The organism is Bacillus sp. FSL H8-0516, assembly GCF_038635285.1.
Lineage (GTDB): Bacteria > Bacillota > Bacilli > Bacillales > Bacillaceae > Bacillus > Bacillus safensis.
Genome location: NZ_CP152051.1, coordinates 1,112,859 through 1,132,077, shown reverse-complemented (window position 1 = coordinate 1,132,077; position 19,219 = coordinate 1,112,859). Strand labels below are relative to the sequence as shown.

The 19,219-nt window shown below is 42.0% G+C and carries 19 protein-coding genes; 4 read left to right on the top strand and 15 right to left on the bottom strand.

Going from position 1 to position 19,219, the window contains the following annotated elements; all coding sequences use genetic code 11:
* Nucleotides 1-14 precede the first annotated feature (14 nt).
* The 11 genes from argF to MHB67_RS05375 form a co-directional block, all read right to left on the bottom strand.
* Nucleotides 15-965: an ornithine carbamoyltransferase gene (gene argF, locus MHB67_RS05425; RefSeq protein WP_149125766.1), complete on the bottom strand. Its 951-nt coding sequence runs from the start codon at nt 963-965 to the stop codon at nt 15-17.
* Entirely contained in the window at nt 962-4,042 is a 3,081-nt protein-coding gene (locus MHB67_RS05420; protein ID WP_198456812.1) for a carbamoyl phosphate synthase large subunit, read from the bottom strand. Before MHB67_RS05420 ends, argF begins: the two co-directional genes overlap by 4 nt.
* Nucleotides 4,035-5,096, bottom strand: coding sequence for a carbamoyl phosphate synthase small subunit (locus tag MHB67_RS05415; protein WP_073204688.1), 1,062 nt, complete (start codon nt 5,094-5,096; stop codon nt 4,035-4,037). Before MHB67_RS05415 ends, MHB67_RS05420 begins: the two co-directional genes overlap by 8 nt.
* Nucleotides 5,097-5,166: 70 nt before the next feature.
* The gene (locus MHB67_RS05410; RefSeq protein ID WP_044335428.1) at nt 5,167-6,318 is read right to left on the bottom strand and encodes an acetylornithine transaminase; all 1,152 of its coding nucleotides are present in this window, start codon (nt 6,316-6,318) and stop codon (nt 5,167-5,169) included.
* Nucleotides 6,315-7,091, bottom strand: coding sequence for an acetylglutamate kinase (gene argB, locus MHB67_RS05405; RefSeq protein WP_103132103.1), 777 nt, complete (start codon nt 7,089-7,091; stop codon nt 6,315-6,317). The genes MHB67_RS05410 and argB overlap by 4 nt, the downstream gene beginning before the upstream one ends.
* 14 nt (nt 7,092-7,105) lie before the next feature.
* On the bottom strand, nt 7,106-8,326 hold the full coding sequence (gene argJ, locus MHB67_RS05400; protein WP_103132104.1) for a bifunctional ornithine acetyltransferase/N-acetylglutamate synthase: 1,221 nt from the start codon (nt 8,324-8,326) through the stop codon (nt 7,106-7,108).
* 22 nt (nt 8,327-8,348) lie between these two features.
* Entirely contained in the window at nt 8,349-9,386 is a 1,038-nt protein-coding gene (gene argC, locus MHB67_RS05395; protein ID WP_024425065.1) for an N-acetyl-gamma-glutamyl-phosphate reductase, read from the bottom strand.
* A gap of 137 nt (nt 9,387-9,523) precedes the next feature.
* The gene (locus tag MHB67_RS05390; RefSeq protein WP_268415762.1) at nt 9,524-10,072 is read right to left on the bottom strand and encodes an MFS transporter; all 549 of its coding nucleotides are present in this window, start codon (nt 10,070-10,072) and stop codon (nt 9,524-9,526) included.
* A complete protein-coding gene (locus MHB67_RS05385; protein WP_342492844.1) occupies nt 10,069-11,514 on the bottom strand; it encodes an FAD-binding oxidoreductase in 1,446 nt (481 codons plus the stop codon). Before MHB67_RS05385 ends, MHB67_RS05390 begins: the two co-directional genes overlap by 4 nt.
* A 115-nt stretch (nt 11,515-11,629) precedes the next feature.
* Nucleotides 11,630-11,938 (bottom strand): metal-sulfur cluster assembly factor, encoded by a 309-nt coding sequence (locus tag MHB67_RS05380; RefSeq protein ID WP_024425066.1) that lies wholly within the window; start codon nt 11,936-11,938, stop codon nt 11,630-11,632.
* 46 nt (nt 11,939-11,984) lie between these two features.
* Nucleotides 11,985-12,770 (bottom strand): alpha/beta fold hydrolase, encoded by a 786-nt coding sequence (locus tag MHB67_RS05375; RefSeq protein WP_342492843.1) that lies wholly within the window; start codon nt 12,768-12,770, stop codon nt 11,985-11,987.
* Between the two features lie 138 nt (nt 12,771-12,908).
* On the opposite strand from MHB67_RS05375, the gene MHB67_RS05370 reads away from it, so the two are divergent.
* From MHB67_RS05370 to MHB67_RS05360, 3 genes are all read left to right on the top strand, one after another.
* Nucleotides 12,909-13,721: a Cof-type HAD-IIB family hydrolase gene (locus MHB67_RS05370; protein ID WP_024425068.1), complete on the top strand. Its 813-nt coding sequence runs from the start codon at nt 12,909-12,911 to the stop codon at nt 13,719-13,721.
* A gap of 88 nt (nt 13,722-13,809) precedes the next feature.
* The gene (locus MHB67_RS05365; protein ID WP_024425069.1) at nt 13,810-13,959 is read left to right on the top strand and encodes a hypothetical protein; all 150 of its coding nucleotides are present in this window, start codon (nt 13,810-13,812) and stop codon (nt 13,957-13,959) included.
* Entirely contained in the window at nt 13,956-14,147 is a 192-nt protein-coding gene (locus tag MHB67_RS05360; RefSeq protein ID WP_024425070.1) for a DUF3813 domain-containing protein, read from the top strand. The genes MHB67_RS05365 and MHB67_RS05360 overlap by 4 nt, the downstream gene beginning before the upstream one ends.
* A gap of 49 nt (nt 14,148-14,196) precedes the next feature.
* On the opposite strand, the gene MHB67_RS05355 is transcribed toward MHB67_RS05360, so the two are convergent.
* Together MHB67_RS05355 and MHB67_RS05350 are read right to left on the bottom strand one after the other, a co-directional pair.
* Nucleotides 14,197-14,652, bottom strand: coding sequence for a BsuPI-related putative proteinase inhibitor (locus MHB67_RS05355; protein ID WP_034621785.1), 456 nt, complete (start codon nt 14,650-14,652; stop codon nt 14,197-14,199).
* 14 nt (nt 14,653-14,666) lie between these two features.
* On the bottom strand, nt 14,667-15,509 hold the full coding sequence (locus MHB67_RS05350) for a YitT family protein (protein ID WP_024425072.1): 843 nt from the start codon (nt 15,507-15,509) through the stop codon (nt 14,667-14,669).
* A gap of 139 nt (nt 15,510-15,648) precedes the next feature.
* Here MHB67_RS05350 and MHB67_RS05345 point away from each other — a divergent pair, with 139 nt between their 5' ends.
* The gene (locus MHB67_RS05345) at nt 15,649-16,500 is read left to right on the top strand and encodes a DegV family protein (RefSeq protein ID WP_024425073.1); all 852 of its coding nucleotides are present in this window, start codon (nt 15,649-15,651) and stop codon (nt 16,498-16,500) included.
* Between the two features lie 47 nt (nt 16,501-16,547).
* Here MHB67_RS05345 and MHB67_RS05340 read toward each other — a convergent pair whose 3' ends face one another.
* Nucleotides 16,548-18,197 carry a methyl-accepting chemotaxis protein gene (locus MHB67_RS05340; RefSeq protein WP_041117103.1) on the bottom strand — a complete coding sequence of 550 codons (1,650 nt, stop codon included), beginning with the start codon at nt 18,195-18,197 and terminating at the stop codon, nt 16,548-16,550.
* Nucleotides 18,194-19,171, bottom strand: coding sequence for a BMP family ABC transporter substrate-binding protein (locus tag MHB67_RS05335; RefSeq protein ID WP_073204678.1), 978 nt, complete (start codon nt 19,169-19,171; stop codon nt 18,194-18,196). The genes MHB67_RS05340 and MHB67_RS05335 overlap by 4 nt, the downstream gene beginning before the upstream one ends.
* Nucleotides 19,172-19,219 lie beyond the last annotated feature (48 nt).

Here is a 19,219-nt window from a genome sequence, read left to right as displayed (position 1 = left end):
AGGGACACTTGGATTTATTTGGATGGTTGGTACATAAGTTCTTTCATTAACGCTTTTTGCACATGCAGGCGGTTTTCTGCCTGTTGAAATACTTTTGATTGCGGCCCGTCAATAATATCTGCCGTTACTTCTTCCCCGCGATGTGCCGGGAGACAATGAAGGAAAATATAGTCCTTTGCTGCATGACTCATCAGTTCGTCATTGACTTGATATTCTTTAAATTCAGCAAGACGTTTCTCTGTTTCTGCTTCCTGCCCCATGCTTGTAAACACATCTGAATAAATAACATCTGCATCTTTTACAGCTGCAACAGGATCTGTTGTCACGGTCACTTCTGCGCCTGATTGTTTTGCAAACTCACGGGCAGTGTTTGTTACTTCTTGAAGCGGTTCATAGCCTTTTGGTGATGCAACCGCAATGTCACAGCCTAGCTGCGCACAGCCGACCATTAAGGAGTGCGCCACGTTATTTCCGTCACCGATATAGGCCACTTTGATTCCTTTTAAAGTACCTTTTGTTTCTTTAATGGTTAATAAATCAGCAAGCGCCTGACATGGATGTGAGTAGTCGGTTAATCCATTAATGACTGGAATAGACGCGTATTGTGCAAGCTCTTCAACCTTCTCATGTTCAAAGGTTCGAATCATAATACCGTCGACATAACCAGACAGCACCTGCGCTGTATCACTGATGGTTTCTCCTCTGCCAATTTGCAAATCATTTGAGCTGAGGAAGAGCGCATGTCCTCCTAGCTGCGTCATCCCCGCTTCAAACGAGACACGGGTTCTAGTTGAAGATTTTTCAAAGATCATCGCTAACGTTTTTCCTTTGAATAAATCTTGATATGGGTTTTGTTTCATTTCTTCCGCTTTTTCAATTAAATAAGCAATCTCATGGATTGAGAAATCTTTTAATGATAAAAAGTCTTTTCCGTATAATGCCGGTTGCACGTCGACTTGAGTCATGCCGTCACTTCCTTTTTATATAATTCATGGAGCGATACTGGTGATACATCTCCATTTTTTCCTTGCAGGAATGCTTGAACTGTTTCATATTCGGTTAGGACTTGAACGCCGTGTGTGAGTGCTTTTACACGCTGCTCTTTTGCCTCTTCATCTTCTCCTAAATGAATATGAAGGGATTTGTCTTCATTCTGCAGCCAAGATTCAAAGCTGCCAGTCCAGACGTCAAAGCCTGCATGCTTCGCTTCATCTATCAATTGCTCGCTGCCTTGCATAAAGAGGCTTCCTTTTTGCTTCCAGATCGGCGCAAACACTTTTTTCAAGGCGCTTTCGGCGTTCTTGCCTACACACATTCCTTCTCCTGTCGCTTTCATTTCAGGTGTCAACTTGAGGTCGATATCTTGAATGGCATGTGATGAAAACACTGGGAATTTGACCGCTGTCCCCCCTTTGTTTTTCGTTGCAGGGTTTAGTTCTTCAAGCGATGCACCAGCTAATAATTGAGTGGCCATTGGGATCATATCAATGCCCATTACCTTACTGACGACTGGTACAGTCCGGCTTGCCCGCGGATTCACTTCTAATACAAGCGCCTGATCCCCTTTGATGACAAATTGGATATTCATAATGCCCTTGAACGCTAATTTCTTCGCTATTTGTTCAGACGCGGTATGCACCTGCTGTTTGATGTCTTCACTGATTGAGATACTTGGTAAAATGGCAAAGCTGTCACCTGAGTGCACGCCCGCTTTCTCAATATGTTCTACGATGGTTGGAATGAACGCCTTTTTTCCGTCAGAAATAAGATCGACTTCAATTTCTTTTCCAGTGACGTACTCATCAATTAAGATTGGGTATGGCAAATGATCTGGCTGATCAAGCAGTGACGCCAAATGTGCTTCTGACTGAACAACGATCATTCCCATTCCGCCAATGACATACGATGGGCGAATTAATACAGGGTAACCGATGCTTTTCGCATGTACGAGTGCTTCTTCTTTTGAATGAGCCGTATCTCCTTTTGCGTGAGGAAGATTCAGTTCATCAAGAAGCTGATAGAATAAATCACGGTCTTCAAGTGCATCCAGCGTATCAAAGGACGTACCTAACAACGTGACACCGGCTTTTTCCAAGCCTTCTGCGACGTTAATCGCAGTCTGTCCACCAAATTGGACAATGACAAAATCAATCTGTTCTGCTTCCACAACGTTTAGGATGTGCTCTAATGTAATCGGCTCAAAATATAAACGATCGGCAATCTCATAATCAGTACTGACTGTTTCTGGATTGTTGTTCATCATGATGGTTTCAAATCCAAGCTTTTGCAAGGTCAGAACGCCATGAACGGCACTGTAATCAAACTCGACCCCCTGCCCGATTCGAATCGGACCAGAACCAATGATGAGTGCACGCTGCTTTGTTTTTTCTTGATGTTCACCATCGCTTTTGCCGAAGTAGGTGGAATAGAAGTAATTCGTTTTTGCATCAAATTCCGCCGCACATGTGTCGACAATTTTAAATGAAGCAGCAATGCCGTATTCTTGACGAAGCTGCCTGATTGACTCTTCCGTGTGACCCGTAAGAAGAGCAATCGTTTCATCAAGGAAACCCTTTTCCTTTACCTTTTTCAAGGTATCTTTTGATAGCGTCCCCTTATGATCTTTCAATTCTTGTTCAAGAGTAATCATATTCTGGAACACATGTAAGAAGAATCGATCGATTTTCGTCGTTTGATGAATCGTTTCAACCGTTTCTTGTCTTGAAAGAAGCTCCATAACAGCGAAAAACCGGCGATCGTCTGGTGTTTTGATGAGTTCAAATAATTGTTCTGTCGATTGCTCTTTCAGTTCTGGCAGGTGGAAGCCCTTCGTTTTAATTTCAAGTGATGCAACGGCTTTTTGAATGGCTGACTCTAAATTCCGATCAATCGCCATGACTTCGCCAGTGGCCTTCATTTTTGTGCCTAATTGACGGTCTGCCTGTTTAAATTTATCAAACGGCCAGCGCGGGAATTTCACGACAACATAATCGAGTGCCGGCTCAAAACTAGCATAGGTTGTGCCTGTGAGCGGGTTTTTCAATTCGTCTAGCGTATACCCCACCGCAAGCTTAGCTGCCATTTTCGCAATCGGATAGCCTGTTGCTTTTGATGCAAGAGCGGAAGAACGGCTGACCCGAGGATTCACCTCAATGACAAAGTATTCTTTACTGAGTGGATCAAGGGCAAATTGGATGTTGCAGCCGCCGACTACATCCAGCGCTGAAATGATTTTCAGGCTTGCAGAACGGAGCATTTGGTAATCCTGATCTGTTAATGTTTGGGAAGGTGCAACGACAATCGAGTCTCCTGTATGCACACCAACTGGATCGATATTTTCCATGTTGCATACCGTGATACACGTATTTTGACGGTCTCTCATGACCTCATATTCGACTTCTTTAAAGCCAGCTATGCTTTTCTCAACTAAACACTGGTGAATTGGACTCGCTAAAAGAGCTCCTTCAATGAGCGGCTTAAACGCCTCTTCTGTTAGAGCGATTCCGCCGCCTTTACCGCCAAGTGTGTATGCTGGTCTTAGGATAACTGGGAAGCCGACTTCTTTTGCAAATTGAAGAGCATCTTCCGCATTATCCACAATTTCACTATCTGGCACAGGTTCGTTCAAATGCTTCATGAGAGCACGGAATTTCTCTCGATCTTCACCGTTTTCAATGGTTTCAACTGACGTTCCGAGCAGGGTCACCCCATGCTTTTTCAGCACACCGGCTTTTTCCAGCTCGACAGCAAGGTTTAAAGCCGTCTGTCCGCCAAGGTTGGCTAAAAGACCATCTGGTTTTTCCTTTTCAATGATTCTTGTCACTGAATCAACTGAAAGCGGTTCAAAATAGATTTCATCAGCAAATGACTCGTCTGTCATAATGGTTGCTGGGTTATTATTCACTAAGATGACTTTGTAGCCTTCTTCTTTTAAGGCCATACATCCTTGTGTTCCTGAGTAATCAAATTCTGCTGCCTGACCAATGATGATTGGACCAGACCCGATGACTAGAATGGTTTGTATGCTTTGATCTTTAGGCATGTGCGACTTCTCTCCTTGCTTGTTTCACTTTCTCAATAAAATCATCGAATACCCATTCACTTTCAGCAGGCCCTGGGTGTGCTTCTGGATGAAATTGAACTGACATAATCAGCTTTTCTTTATGAATGAATCCTTCTACAGATCCATCATTGACATGAAGGAATTTCACATCCACTTCTTTGTCATTCATGCTTTTTTCATTCACAACATAGCTGTGGTTCTGACTTGTCATAAAGACACGTTTGGACTCTGTATCCTGGACAGGATGATTCGCTCCCCTGTGGCCAAATGGCAGCTTATACGTATCTCCGCCAAGTGCAAGAGCGATTAATTGGTGACCTAGACAGATCCCAAGTGTCGGAAATGTCATCATGATGTCATGAATTGTTTTTAAATACGGTGTCATGGTTTTCGGGTCTCCAGGTCCGTTTGACAAGAGGATCGCATCCGGCTTGACCTCAAATACCTTTTCCATTTGTTTATATGGAATGACGGTTACTTTACAGCCGCGCGCTGCAAGCGAATCTGCAATTGATTTTTTAAAGCCAAAATCAATGAGCGCCACATGTTCTTCACCGCTGCCTTGTGTGTAAATCTCACTATCTGTCACCTGTGCGACGACATTGTCTTGTTTCATTGCAGGCGGTGTTTCGTTTTCGTCTACACTGAGCACAGCGTTCATCGTTCCATTTGCCCGGATGTTTTGCACGACTGCGCGCGTATCTGTATGTGTCAGAAGCGGGATATTCCACTTTTGTAAATAATCTTTTAAGCTGACCGCTGCAAGATGATGTGAAAAATGCTCTGCTGCCTCGTACACAACCACCGCTTTTACTTGAGGCTTCTTGCTCTCAAAGTCTTCATGGTTAATGCCGTAATTTCCGATCAGCGGATATGTGAAAACAATGATCTGACCTTTATAGGAAGGATCTGTGAGCACCTCTTGATAACCTGTCATACCTGTAAAAAAGACCACTTCACCTGTGATGCCAGCTTCTCCTGTCAGATCTCCTTCAAAAGAGGCTCCATCTTCTAAATTTAAATAACCTTTCATGCTTATGTCACCCCAAAATTGAATAATTAATGATACAAATGTATTTTTATACGTTCGTTTGTAAAAAAATTTACACCGAAACTGTTTTATTGGCTAATACTTGAACAATTGCTTCGATCGCCTGATCCAGCTCTGCTTTCTTCACATTCAGCGGAGGTAATAAACGAATGACATTCGGACCAGCTGGAAGCACAAGCAAACCTTGTTCTCTAAGAGCTGTGATATAGCCGGCGACTGGCTGATCACATTCAATACCTGCCATCAATCCTTTTCCCCGCACTTCTTTTACAATATTCAGCTGTTTGACTTTTTGCAGCTTTTCTAACAGGTAATCACCCTTTTCTTTCACTTCTGAAAGAAACTCTTCTTTGAAAATGACATCGAGTGTCGCATTCACAGCGGCCATGGCGAGCATATTCCCACCAAATGTTGTACCATGTGAACCTGGAGAGAATGCATCTCCTAGAGCTTTTTTCCCTATGACTGCACCAACTGGAAAGCCGTTCCCTAACCCTTTTGCTGCTGAGATAATATCAGGGTCAAGACACGTCTCTTCGTACGCAAATGCTGTTCCTGTACGACCGATGCCCGTTTGAATTTCATCTACAATCAGCAGTGCTTCATGCTTTTTGCAAAATGCTTGAACGGCTTCAAGGAATTCTGGTGTCGCTGGATTCACTCCACCTTCACCTTGCACAACCTCCAGCATCACCGCTGCCACATCATCGACTGCACAGGCTGACATAGCGTCTGGATCATTAAACGGTACGTAGTGAAAGCCTTCTAGCATAGGGCCAAAGCCAGTTTTGATTTTATCTTGACCTGTGGCAGCCATACCAGCATACGTGCGCCCATGGAAAGAGTGCAAAAATGTGACGATATTTGTTTTCCCTGTCGCTTTACGTGCTAATTTAATGGCACCTTCATTTGCCTCTGCCCCGCTATTACAGAAAAACACGAGATCCCCTGAACTGTTTGCTGCCAGCTTTTCTGCTGCTTTTTCTTGCAGTCCATTTTCAAATAGATTCGATACATGCCAGACGTGGTCAAGCTGTTCCTTAATGGCTTGATTGACCTTTGGATGATTGTGGCCTAAATTTGTAACAGCAATGCCTTGTATAAAGTCTAAATATTTTTTTCCATTTGTATCGATTGCCCAAGAACCTGCTGCCTCTTTAATTTCAACATTCCACCGTCCATAGTTTTGAAAAAGATGACTCACAGGACCGCCTCCTTTTGTTTCACGATTCTTGTTCCTTTAAAGGTTTCTCCTGTAAAGATACTGCCTTTGCCATTTACGATCATCACTTCATCTACATCACCTGATAAAGCACTCAAAGCGGATTGTACTTTTGGAATCATTCCCCCGGAAATAATGCCTTCATCAATGAGTGAAAGGGCTTCTTGTTCTGTGACGACATCTAATAGTTCACCATTTTTTAAAATGCCTTCAACATCTGTGACAAACATGAGCTTATCAGCTTTCATCGCTCCGGCGACAGCTGATGCAGCTAAATCAGCATTCACATTTAAGGTTTGACATTCTTCCGTCATAGACAGCGGCGCAATCACAGGAATGAATTGTTTCTCCATGAGTGCTTCTGCCATTTCTGGATGAACTTCTTTGATTTCGCCAACGTACCCGTAAACGTCTTGATCAAGGAAATCGGCGACAAGCATCTGCCCATCTTTACCGGATACGCCGACAGATGATATATCATGCTTTGCGAGCTCTGACACAAAGTATTTATTGACTGTTCCTGAGAGAACCATTTCGGCTATCTCTAACACAGGCTTCGTTGTTTTACGCTGACCGTCAACAAATTCTGTTTTCACTTCTAATTTTTGCAGCATGTCGGTGATTTCAGGTCCTCCGCCATGCACGATAGCCAGCTTAAATCCAGCAGCTTGAAGTGAGCGGACATTTTCATAAAATGTATCTGAAAGTTCTCGAATGACACTGCCTCCACACTTGAACACGATCGTTTTATTCATGTCTATCTCCTTCTTTATGTGCGATAGCTCGCGTTAATTTTCACATAATCATAGGTAAGATCACAGCCCCATGCTGCTGCTTCACCATTCCCCTCACTCATTTGAATGAAAATCGTAATCTCATCCTGCTCTAGATATGTTTTTGCTTTCTCTTCTGAGAATGGCTGCGGTTCATTGTGTTTGAACAAACATTGTCCGCCTAAATAGACTTCTACCTCTTCCGGTGTGACGGAAGCTGCACTATGACCAATGGCTCCAACGATTCGTCCCCAGTTGGCATCTGTACCATATACGGCGGTTTTAACAAGACTTGAACCAACAATCTTTTTCGCAATGATGCCGGCTTCCAAGTTATTTTTAGCACCAGCGACTTTTGCTTCAATTAATTTGGTTGCGCCTTCTCCATCTCTCGCAATCTCTTTGGCTAAATCCTCGCAAGCTAGTTTTAATCCTTCTTTAAACAATGGCCACTCTGGATGCTCTTGATTGAGTGCATCGTTTTGTGCCATTCCATTTGCCATTACAAGCACCATATCGTTTGTCGAAGTTTCTCCATCGACGGTAATTTGATTAAAAGTCACATCCGTAATGTCACGAAGCGCTTGCTGTAAGGCTTCCTGTTCGACATTTGCATCTGTTGTGACAAAGCCAAGCATTGTCGCCATGTTCGGGTGAATCATGCCCGAACCTTTTGCTGCGCCTGAAATGATGATCTCTTTTCCGTCTATCGTAAGGGTGTATGCTGTATTTTTAATGACAGTATCTGTCGTTAAGATCGCTTCTTCAAAATGGCCTTTTTCGGCTTTTGCTTCTTTTAACTCGGCGATGCCCTTTTTGATTTTATCCATCTCCAGACATTCCCCAATGACACCTGTAGAAGAAACAGCAATATAATCAGGTGCTACACCTAACATATCTGCACAGGCTGCCTGCATGTCGTATGCGTCTTTTAATCCCTGCTCACCAGTACATGCATTGGCGATGGCACTATTGACAATGACACCTTTTAATTGTCCTGTCTTTTTTAAGCTTTGTTGTGTGACTTTGAGAGGCGCAGCTTGAAAGTGACTTTGTGTGTAGACCGCTGCACTTACTGCTGGCACTTCGCTGACGATGAGGCCAAGGTCTTTTTTTGAATAGCGCAAGCCAATGTGAATCCCCTTTGCTTCAAAGCCTTTTGGTGATGATACGTCACCGTCTATTTTGACAATGCTTTTTTCATTCAATTCGATCATGTTTGTTGTCTCCCCTGTTCTCTTATGGATAAAGAGGTGTCATTGTGAGGCCCGCCTCTTCATGTAAGCCTTTGATGATGTTGAAGTTTTGAACCGCTTGACCGGCCGCACCTTTCATGAGATTGTCTATGACCGACACGATTGTCAGTCTCCCTGTTCGCTCATCTAAATGAAAGCCAATATCACAGAAGTTACTGCCGTATACTTCTTTCGTTTGTGGATAAACGCCGTGATCTCTCACTCTGACAAAATAGGAATCTTCATAAAAGTCTTTCATTCGCTTCATCAATTCTTCTTTTGTGACATCTGTTTTTAATTGTGTATACATCGTCGCCATAATCCCTCTTGTCATCGGGACAAGATGCGTAGAAAATGTGACGTTCGCCGTCTGCGGATTCCATTCTCTTAATATTTGCTCTATTTCTGGCGTATGCTGATGCTCATTCACCTTATAAATTTTAAAGTTATCGTTTAGTTCTGAAAAATGCGTGCCAAGTGAGGCAGATCGTCCGGCACCGGACACCCCTGTTTTTGCATCTATTATAATCATGGATTCATCGATGACATTCTGTTTGATGAGCGGTGCTAAACCGAGAAGAACTGCGGTAGGAAAGCAGCCCGGGTTGGCAATCACTTCAGCCTGTTGAATTTTGTCACGATTCAGTTCGGATAAACCGTACACCGCTTGTTGAACAGATGCTCCATCCGCTGCCCTTCGTTTATACCATGCTTCATAGGTTGCTCCATCTTGAATGCGCAAATCACCTGATAAATCAATGATCGGCACTCCTTGATTCATAAGCTTTGGCGTCAGTTCACTTGATACGCCTGCTGGTGTCGCTAAAAACACAGCATCTGTCTCTCGCACAATGGCAGCCGGGTCAATGGCTTTTAATGTTTGGTCAGTAATCGTTGTCAGATGCGGATAAGATTGACTGTATGATTGCCCATCACCACTTGATGAATACAATATACATTCCTCCACATGCGGGTGATGCTTGAAGATACGAACCAATTCCGCACCACCGTACCCTGTAGCACCTATAATACCTATTTTCAACGTCAATACACCCTCTTGATCTTTGTGAAATTATTTAACATTATAACATGTATAAAAATTAATTCAATTGTATATTTAATATTTGTTTTCATTTTTTTTCAACAAAAAAACCGCATATCTTCATGAGACATGCGGATTTATCTTTCGTTTTTGATATAGATGACCATGAGTGCACTGCATAAATATAATATGGAGCTTGCATAAAAAATGAAGTAAACGGTAAAGAAATCAGCAAAAAGGCCGCCAAGCATAATGGCGATGGATGAAAAAAGGGCTGTCCAAAAATGATAGTGACCGACTTCTTTCATTCGTTTGTTCTCTGTTGTGAGATCAGTAACAAGCAATTTCTCCCCGTGTTTTTGAAAGCCGCCAAGTGCACCAAGTGCAAGCTGGATTATATACACTTGCCCCACTTCTGTTATATGCGGAAAAAGCAGTAAAAGAAACGCCATACCAAACGAATGAATGATTAAAAAGATCCTCCTGTCGGTGGTTTCTGGTAGTTTCCCTAATAGTAAATGAATAAACGCACCGCTTAAACCAAACAGACCATAGGCGAGTCCAAACTGTGAATAGCTTGATCCAACATTTTTAATAAAAAGAATGTAAAAAGGAAATATCAAACTGCTGGCGAAAAACAGCAGACTTTGTGAGTAGACAAACCATTTCATTGCTTTTGCATTCATTGTGTATTGTACCTCTCATAAAAGTAGTTGGTAAACGTACCATCTGGATCTGCTTGTTTTTTCTTTTGGAAAAATACATCAGTTTTAGGGTAAGCCCTCTTCATTTGCGCCTTCGTTTGATATGGCATGTACGGTAAGTAATAGCTTCCATCGTGCCGCAGCGTGATATCTGTCATTTTTCGAATGATCCGCTCTGCTTCCGCTTTCTCTTCTTTTTCAAACCCGTAATTCACTAAAAGCACGAGGGCAAACATATCTTGTTTCGCATATGAGAGATCCGCTTTTTCATTTTTTTGAACATAGCGTATTGTGATATTCATTAGATTCAAATTTTCCTGTTGTAAAAAGGCTCTCATGTCATCGATGTACGCACGAAAACGGTCAACTGGGACGAAATATTCCTGCAGCACATCTGTGTCTGAATCATTTTCATATTCCAAAAAGGCAGAGTCAGAACGCATTACATTGTTTCTTGTGATCAGCTGATCATTTTGACTTAGGAAATACTTCTTTTGCAAATTCCAGAGCAGATCTTTCCCCATATCAAATCTCCTTGAAAGGCCGAGCATAAATTTCAATGGCATGACGAGTTGATCTTCTTTCAGCTCTTGATATGATTCGATTTCTTGATTTGAAGAGAGGGAATAATTCGTCACATACATTTCTTTCAAAAAGTTTGTTTTTGCTGTGGAGATTCTGGCAAGATGCATGCGTACTTCTTTGTTGTGTTTGACATACTTTTGAAAATAATCCGTGTACTCATCGTAACCCAGAGAGGTTGTCTCCATTTTATATAATTCATCTTTTGTTAAAGAAAGCTCAACATCTAAAATGACACCGAACAACCCGTATCCCCCAATGACCGCAGAAAACAAATCATCGCCTGGTTTTACTGTGACAATCTCACCATCTGCTTTTAACAGCCTAAAGGAACGTACTGTATCAATGAGTGACCCGTAGCGAATATCACGTCCATGTGCGTTTGCACTTAAAGATCCGCCAATTGTAAAGATATTTTGCGATTGCATTACCTTCACAGCAAGACCGTATGGATTCACATATTTTTGTATATCATCCCATGTAGCGCCGCTTTGAACCCGAATCGTTTTCTTCTTTGGATCAAACGCTAAAATCTGGCGGTATTCCGTCATATCGAGCACGATGCCGTTTTCATAATATGTGTGGCCTCCCATGCTATGCTGTTTGCCGGCAATAGAAATCGGCAGGTGTTTAGCTTTTGCTTCTTTCAATACTTCTTTTAACGTGTCTACCTCTTTCCCTTGAACAACTTTTTTGATTTTGATAGGCATGAGATGACTGACATCAGTAAAAGCCTCAAGATCCTGTTTTTTGTGTGCCTTGCCTTCTCGTATGGTGATTGATGCACAAAATGCAGCAGCATATACGATCAAAAGAACGATCCATAGCCATTTTCGTTTCATGATAGGTACTCCGTTCTATAAAATTACATCCATTATATCAAGCTACTCTCTTCCCCCACCTTAATTTTTCATAAAAAAACCTGGCATGAGTTCAACTCATACCAGGCATTTTTGCTTATTGAATACCGAGCGCAATTTTTGCGTATCTTGACATTTTGTCTCGTGTCCAAGGCGGATTCCATACGATGTGAACTTCTGTTTCTTTTACTTCTGGAAGATCACTTAATGCTTTTTTGACTTCATCCACGATAATTGGTGCAAGAGGACAACCCATTGATGTTAAGGTCATGGTGATATCCGCTTTTCCATTCTCATCAAGATCGACATCATAGACAAGTCCAAGGTTGACGATGTCGACATTCAGCTCAGGGTCAATCACCTGTTCTAGGGCGCCTAAAATATTTTCTTTCAATGCTTCATCCATGATATCCACTCCTTTTTCCATTAGTATAACGTACTTTTTCTTCTGACTAAACGTTTGTGCTTTTCAGATGTGTCACAAACCAGTCAATCGTTTCAAACATCGCTTGTCTTGAGACTTTATGGCCAGCTTGTCCATCAGTGATAAAGCGAATCAGGTGCGGATCCTGCTTATATTGTGTGGACGCTAACTCATCGTATAGGGATTTTGCGTGCCGGTAAGGGACGACAGGATCATTTTCTGCATGCCAGAATAAGAGCGGTCTTTTGTTTAATCGATCCGTTTGCAGCGTTAAATCATATGGGCGCAGGGCGTCTAATTGCAGATGAACCTCTTCGTCTGTAATGTCTTTCATTAACCCTTTGTGACGCATGTCCATGATTTGTGCTTTTAGAAACGTCGTATAGTTTGGACTTCCCATCAAGCTGACAGCGGCTTTGATCCAATCATGCTTGGCAAGTGCACCAAAGGTGGTGATGCCGCCCATGGATGTACCCGCAACGCCTATCAGATCGGCTTCAATCAATTGTTTTTCTTGAAGGTATGTTTTAAGTATATCGATTTCACGAATTTCGTTCAGAACAATTTCCCAGAACTTTGATGCCAGTTCCTCTAAGCTGAGGTTTTCTGATCTTACACCATGATAAGCACAGTCAGGCAAAATGACTCTCATGCCTTTTTCCGCCAAATGGAAGGCGAAGTGTAAATTATGCTCGCGTGCACTTGTAAATCCATGAATGAAAAATACAAGCGGCAGCGGTTTGTCTTTATTTTCAGCTTTTACGATATGTAAAAATGGAATATCGCGCGTAATTTGCTCATCAATGGTGATCACAGCCTATGAATCCTCCTTTATCATTCCCGTCTTTGTTTATTTTAACATGTAGACAACAAAGATGTGATAAAGATACACTATAGATAGAGGCGCTAACATGAAATTGCCTCCTATCACTTACAGATCAAAGGAGATTTTATGGAGACTAAACCTTATCTAATCGCACTTGACCTGGATGGCACATTATTAAAAGATGATAAAACCATTTCTGCGCACACACTTGACGTCATTCAAAAAGTGAGAGACAGCGGTCATCACGTCTGTATATCAACAGGCCGGCCATTTCGATCCAGCTCTCCTTATTATCAGCAATTACAGCTTGATTCACCCATTGTGAATTTTAACGGAGCGTTTGTCCATCATCCTCTTGATGAAAAATGGGGCAGATTTCATACGTCACTTGATCTTCAAGTGGTCAAACAGCTTGTAGACATTAGTGAAGAGTATAAAGTGCACAATGTGTTAGCTGAAGTATTAGACGATTTGTATTTCCATTATCATGATGAAAAACTCATTGATATCTTTAATATGAATGCAAACAAAGTCACCGTTGGAGACCTTAGGGACAACCTTGGAGAGAATGTGACGAGCGTGTTAATTCATGCAAAAGAAGAGGACGTCGGAGCCATTCGAAGCTATTTATCAGATGTTCACGCTGAAGTGATTGATCACAGGCGCTGGGCTGCCCCGTGGCACGTGATTGAAATCATTAAAACAGGCATGAACAAAGCCGTTGGACTGCAAAAGATCAGTGATTATTACGGTGTTCCTAAGGAGAGGATTGTGGCATTCGGAGATGAAGACAATGATTTAGAAATGCTTGAATTTGCTGGTTGCGGTGTAGCAATGGGCAACGGAATTGATGCCGTGAAACGTGTCTCAAATGAAGTCACTGATACAAATGAACAAGACGGGATTGCAAAGTTTCTAACGAATTACTTCTCGCTTTAATTTTTCCATTCATACATAGCAGATGGAAGCGGGCATACTACCGTTAGACAGGTTGTCCTGTCAGCTTGTGTAAAGGGGCGGATTCCGAATGGGTAAAAGAAGCAAATCGAAACGCTTTATACAACAAGGTAAAGATTCAGTCAGTCTTCATGACGCACGTTTTCCTTATCGTTCGACACTTGAAGAAGCGTCAGACAGAGGGAATATGAAGACTGATGCTTCTGGAGGTTCATTGTGAGAAACGAACTTTTTGATCAAGCCAAATCGTTTACTGAAGAAGCTCTTACTTCTTCATTTTCATCTGGGTTAGAGCGTCAACAGGCAGTCAAGCGAGCGAAAAATGCCGTATCCTCTGCATTTGCCAATTCGACAGATGCAGAAAGAAACCAGCTGCATACCTTCCAAGACTTGCTCGATGATCTCTAACATAAAAAAGCTGTCCACATTAGGTGGACAGCTTTTTTGATTCCCTTGCTTATTTGACTTGGAATGTTTTCTTCTCCGTGATTTGTTTCAGCCCTTCTGCTTTTCCTTTAAACGTTACGACTGCTTCGTATGTTCCGGGCTTTACACCGTTTGACCATGTATCTTGAAAATCATAGGCCTCGCCTTTTTTCAGCACAAAAGTTTGGATGGCCTGTGTGAACATACGGTCTTTCGAATAGCGGTATTGTTCATTCCCGTTTTCGTCATACACACTAAGCTCGAATTTTTGGCTTGTGTTAAAGGTAAATTCAAAATCTCGATCTGATTCATTTTTCAGTGACATGTTAAATTGAACTGAAGAACCTTTCTGGACGGGGTCTACTGTGAGCTCAACCGTTTTTTCTCCCATTTGACCGGATACCTCCTTGTCTGGTTCATCCTTTTTTTGTTGTCCACAAGCGGCTAAAACCAATAGAATGAGAAGAAGCACCAACCCTTTTTTCATCTGCTACCCACCTTTTAATCTCGTCTGAAAAATCCAAGAATATTGGTTGTCTGCACAATATTTGTAAAGGCTTTTGGATCGACTTCTTTAATAATTTGTTCAAGTTCATATAGCTCATACCTTGTAATGACGATCACCATCATTTCCTTTTGTTCGTTGGTGAATGCGCCTTTTGCAGGTACAGTCGTAATGCCTCTGACCATTTTTCCATAAATGGCTTCTTTGATTTCATCTGCTTTCTTCGTGACAATCATCGCGGTCAGCTTCTCATGTCTTGTATGGATGGCATCAATGACCCTTGTGGTCACATATAATGTGACAAGGGTATATAATGCTTTCTCCCAACCTTGTAATAATCCTGCTGTAAAAATGATGATTCCATTTAAAATGAAGAAATACGTGCCAACTGGTTTATCCTTCCACTTCGCTAAAACCATTGCAACAATGTCAAGTCCGCCTGTCGAAGCCCCGTATTTGAGCGTGATTCCAATCCCTACTGCGGATATGACACCGCCAAACACAGCATTTAATAAAATATCGTGGGAAACACTCGTTTCTGGTAAAATGCCAAGGAAAATGGTCGTCAGTGCAACACTGATGATGCTGTACAAAGTAAAGGAACGGCCAACTTTCATCCAGCCTAAAATGCCGACTGGAATGTTTAAAATAAATAATAGAATCCCTGTTGATACATAAAATGGCGCATATTGATCGATTAAGCTGGATAACAACTGGGCTACCCCTGTAAAACCGCTCGCATATACATCAGCTGGGATTAAGAATAAATTCAGTCCAATCGCATTGAGTAATGCACCAATAACGACGACAATGAGTTTTTTTGCTTCTCCAATGAACATGTTGTCATTCCTCCACTTACCATTCTCTCTATGGTTTTCCCTAAAATTTAGAATTTGAACACGAAAAGATGATTTCTATGATATAGTTAGGCTAAAAAGATGTAAAATATGGCTTATTTTTTAGAAAGAAGGGATTTATATGACTGTTCATATCATAGCAGACAGTGCTGCTGATCTGCCTCTTTCTTATTATGATGAACATAACATAACGCTCATTCCGCTACGCGTGTTACTTGGCGAGCAGGAATTTGAGGATTTGATCACCATTGAACCAAAACAAGTATTTGATGCGATGAGACAAGGAGCCAGTCCAAAAACGTCACAGGCTTCACCAAACCGGATCAAGGAAACCTTTGTTTCTGCCGCTCAAACCCATACATCTGCCATCTATGTCGCTTTTTCATCAGAGCTTTCAGGTACATACCAGACAGCTGTGATGATGGCAAACGAAGTGAAGGAAGAATACCCTGATTTTGATTTACGAATCATTGATTCTAAATGCGCTTCACTCGGCTATGGGCTTGCTGTCAAACACGCTCAATCACTTGCCATTGACGGAAATACAATACAAGAAATTGAAACGTCTGTAAAGCATTTTTGTGAATCTTTACAACATATTTTTACTGTAGACGATTTATCGTATTTAGCAAGAGGCGGAAGAATCAGTAAAGCGTCCGCATTTGTTGGCGGTTTGTTAAGCATTAAGCCCATTTTACATGTCGAAGATGGAAAACTCATCCCGCTTGAAAAAATCCGCGGACGTAAAAAGCTGCTGAAGCGCATTATTGAACTAATGAAAGAACGCGGAACGGATTGGTCGAACCAAACGGTTGGTATTAGTCATGGTGATGATCCTGCACTGGCGGAAGACATGAAACAGCTGATCGAAGCCGAATTTCATCCAAAGGAAATTGATATTCAGATCATCGGCGCCGCTGTTGGGTCCCATTCAGGACCTAGCACGCTTGCAATCTTTTTTACAGGCAAATGATCATAAAAAGCACCCTTCCCTGACACAACACGGGAAGGGTGCTTTTCTTATGAAAGTTTAAATCGCTGGACGGTTTCATTTAACCTCGCCGTCATACTCATCAATTCTTCGACCTGTTTGTTCATTTGATGGAACGATTGCAGCTGTTCATTGGCTGAGGCAGAAATTTCTTCGCTGCCAGCTGCTGTTTCTTCTACCACTGCACTAATATTTTCAATCGAGTGCAGCACTTGTCCGCCAAGTTCTGTTGATTGCATAATTTGGTCATTTAAGACCGCCATTTCTTGTTTAATATGCTGCGCTTTTGTTTCTATATCTTCAAAGGAGTGTGAGGTTTTGTCCATCGCATCCTGCTGCTGAAGTGAAAGCTTGACCCCTTCTTGAACAGTTTGACTAATGGATTGAATGCCTCTTTCAATATGACTGACCATGTCAAAGATTTGTCTTGTTGCATTAGACGATTCATCCGCAAGCTTGCGAATTTCATCTGCTACAACAGCAAAGCCTTTTCCAGCTTCGCCTGCTCTTGCCGCTTCAATGGCTGCGTTTAAGGAAAGCAGGTTTGTTTGGTCCGCAATGTCAGAAACCGTTTTGGCCATGGCCGAGATTCCGCTGGCGTATTGCGTGAATTCTCCTGCTGATTCTTCGATTTGTCTCGTCGCATGTGTATTTTTTTCAATCGCTTTTTTTGTTTCTGTTAACGTGTGCTTTCCGCTTTCTACGGCTTCGATGGCATCCTCTGTACTGCGGATGACCGTTTGTGAGCGTTCGGAATTTTTACGTCCATGCTGGTCCATTTTCTCAATCAAGCTGACGCCGTGCTGGAGATCTTCTGAAATCGCTTGTGATCCATTGGCCATTTCGTCTGTCGAAACAGATACTTGATTCGCAGACTCCATCATCTTTTTGTTTTCATCATTCAGGTGGATCGAGAATGTCTCTACTCGGCTTGAGACATTGCTGATTTCTTTAATCAGACTAATCAGCTGATCTGTCATTTGATTAAAGGATTCATTCAAGCCGCCGATTTCATCCTTGCGCTGAATATCCATCCGTTCCACAGCAAGATTGCCTTCTGCGATCTGCTTTGCTCTGTAGGATAGTGATTTAATGGGTGTCACGATGGATCGTGTTAATCCAATATTCAAAAAGACGGCAATGACAATCAGTGTGAGGGCTGAGACGAGTGCACTTGTGATAATCCATTGGACATTGTCTGCTGCAGCCTCTAGATTTTGTTTATACGCTTCTTCTGCCCTTTTATTCATCGTATGCACATCGTTTAAAACGCCATCAATTCTTGCTGCCACACGTCTTGCATCCGATGCGTTTTTTTCACCAATGGCATTGTTGGCTTCCTTGGTCCACGTGTCATATTTTGAATTTAACCTTGTTAATGCCTCTTTGTTCATATTTCCTGCATGTTTGTTTAACGTTTGCAGCTGTTTTTTTGCTGTAGAAATATCGTTTTGAACGATCTCTAGCTGTTCATCTGAGAGTGTCATCGAATAATTGGTCATGGCTTGTTCGACACTTTCAAAGCTTGCCTTCGTTTTTTGTACATTTAATAAGGTTTGGACATCTGTCTCATTTGATGATTGGATTTTTGTCATGCTGACAATGATAAAGGCGATAACGCCAACTGCTAAAAGAAGTGAGATAAGTGAGTTGAGTAAAATTTTGACGCGTAAGCTCATGATGCGTCCCCCTCTTCTTTTAGCAGCGTCTGCTTCAGACCATTTATTTTTTTGGTCAGTGTCTCAGCATTTTTCAGGATCCGGATTTTTGCCATATCGATTCCATCATTGCTTAAGTCATAGACAACATGCCCGCTTTTCATTTGATTGTTCTTAACGAGCTGTTCGCTGAATTGATAGACCACTTCATCGACTTTTTTCACCATAGACGAAATGACCGCTTTTTCAGCAGTATAGTACTGATCGCTGTCTACACCAATAGCATATTTACCCTGTGACTGCGCTTCTTTTAATACACCGACACCTGAGTAGCCGGCTGCGGCATATAGAACGTCTGCTTTCTTTTTGATCATGTCTTTGGCTATTTTACTCCCCTTGCCTGCATCACTAAACGTACCGGCATAGGTGGATAAAATCTTGATTTTTGGATTGACTGATTTGGCGCCTTTTTGAAATCCTTTTTCAAAACGATGGATGACATCTGCGTCAACACCGCCAACAAATCCAATGACATCGCTTTTCGTTGTCATTGCAGCAAGTGCCCCCGCTAAATAGCTGCCTTGCTCTTCTTTAAACGTCACAGAGGTCACATTTTTCAGCTCAGATACGGCATCAATAAGCAGGAACTGCTTCTTCGGATATTTCTTCGCGACTTTTTCTAGGTCTTCTTGCATACTGAAACCTACACCAATGATGAGATCATTTCCATCTTTCACTAGCTCTGTCAGCCCTTTTTCATATGTATCAGTTTCTGCAATTTCTCTATAATCAAATTCAATGCCAAGCTCATCACGTGCTTTTTCTAATCCTTTAAATGATGAATCGTTAAATGATTGATCACCAAGACCATCATCTGTGAGCATAACGCCAATATGCTTCGCAGTTGATTTTGGCGCCCCTTCCTGTTGATTACCGCATGCGGCGAGCACCATAAGCATGGCTGCCATCAGAAGTAATGATATTTTCACTTTCATCCAAAAACACACTCCTTTTATCATCCTTACTCCTTTTTTATCGGATTT

What these genes read in the sequence shown, in the direction of transcription:
- MHB67_RS05335 (WP_073204678.1), bottom strand. Translation starts at nt 19,171, where the DNA reads ATGAAAGTGAAAATATCATTACTTCTGATGGCAGCCATGCTTATGGTG.
- MHB67_RS05370 (WP_024425068.1), top strand. Translation starts at nt 12,909, where the DNA reads ATGGAGACTAAACCTTATCTAATCGCACTTGACCTGGATGGCACATTA.
- MHB67_RS05385 (WP_342492844.1), bottom strand. Translation starts at nt 11,514, where the DNA reads ATGAAACGAAAATGGCTATGGATCGTTCTTTTGATCGTATATGCTGCT.
- MHB67_RS05380 (WP_024425066.1), bottom strand. Translation starts at nt 11,938, where the DNA reads ATGGATGAAGCATTGAAAGAAAATATTTTAGGCGCCCTAGAACAGGTG.
- argJ (WP_103132104.1), bottom strand. Translation starts at nt 8,326, where the DNA reads ATGATCGAATTGAATGAAAAAAGCATTGTCAAAATAGACGGTGACGTA.
- MHB67_RS05390 (WP_268415762.1), bottom strand. Translation starts at nt 10,072, where the DNA reads ATGAATGCAAAAGCAATGAAATGGTTTGTCTACTCACAAAGTCTGCTG.
- argF (WP_149125766.1), bottom strand. Translation starts at nt 965, where the DNA reads ATGACTCAAGTCGACGTGCAACCGGCATTATACGGAAAAGACTTTTTA.
- MHB67_RS05350 (WP_024425072.1), bottom strand. Translation starts at nt 15,509, where the DNA reads ATGTTCATTGGAGAAGCAAAAAAACTCATTGTCGTCGTTATTGGTGCA.
- MHB67_RS05415 (WP_073204688.1), bottom strand. Translation starts at nt 5,096, where the DNA reads ATGAAAGGTTATTTAAATTTAGAAGATGGAGCCTCTTTTGAAGGAGAT.
- MHB67_RS05420 (WP_198456812.1), bottom strand. Translation starts at nt 4,042, where the DNA reads ATGCCTAAAGATCAAAGCATACAAACCATTCTAGTCATCGGGTCTGGT.
- MHB67_RS05355 (WP_034621785.1), bottom strand. Translation starts at nt 14,652, where the DNA reads ATGAAAAAAGGGTTGGTGCTTCTTCTCATTCTATTGGTTTTAGCCGCT.
- MHB67_RS05365 (WP_024425069.1), top strand. Translation starts at nt 13,810, where the DNA reads ATGGGTAAAAGAAGCAAATCGAAACGCTTTATACAACAAGGTAAAGAT.
- MHB67_RS05345 (WP_024425073.1), top strand. Translation starts at nt 15,649, where the DNA reads ATGACTGTTCATATCATAGCAGACAGTGCTGCTGATCTGCCTCTTTCT.
- argB (WP_103132103.1), bottom strand. Translation starts at nt 7,091, where the DNA reads ATGAATAAAACGATCGTGTTCAAGTGTGGAGGCAGTGTCATTCGAGAA.
- MHB67_RS05340 (WP_041117103.1), bottom strand. Translation starts at nt 18,197, where the DNA reads ATGAGCTTACGCGTCAAAATTTTACTCAACTCACTTATCTCACTTCTT.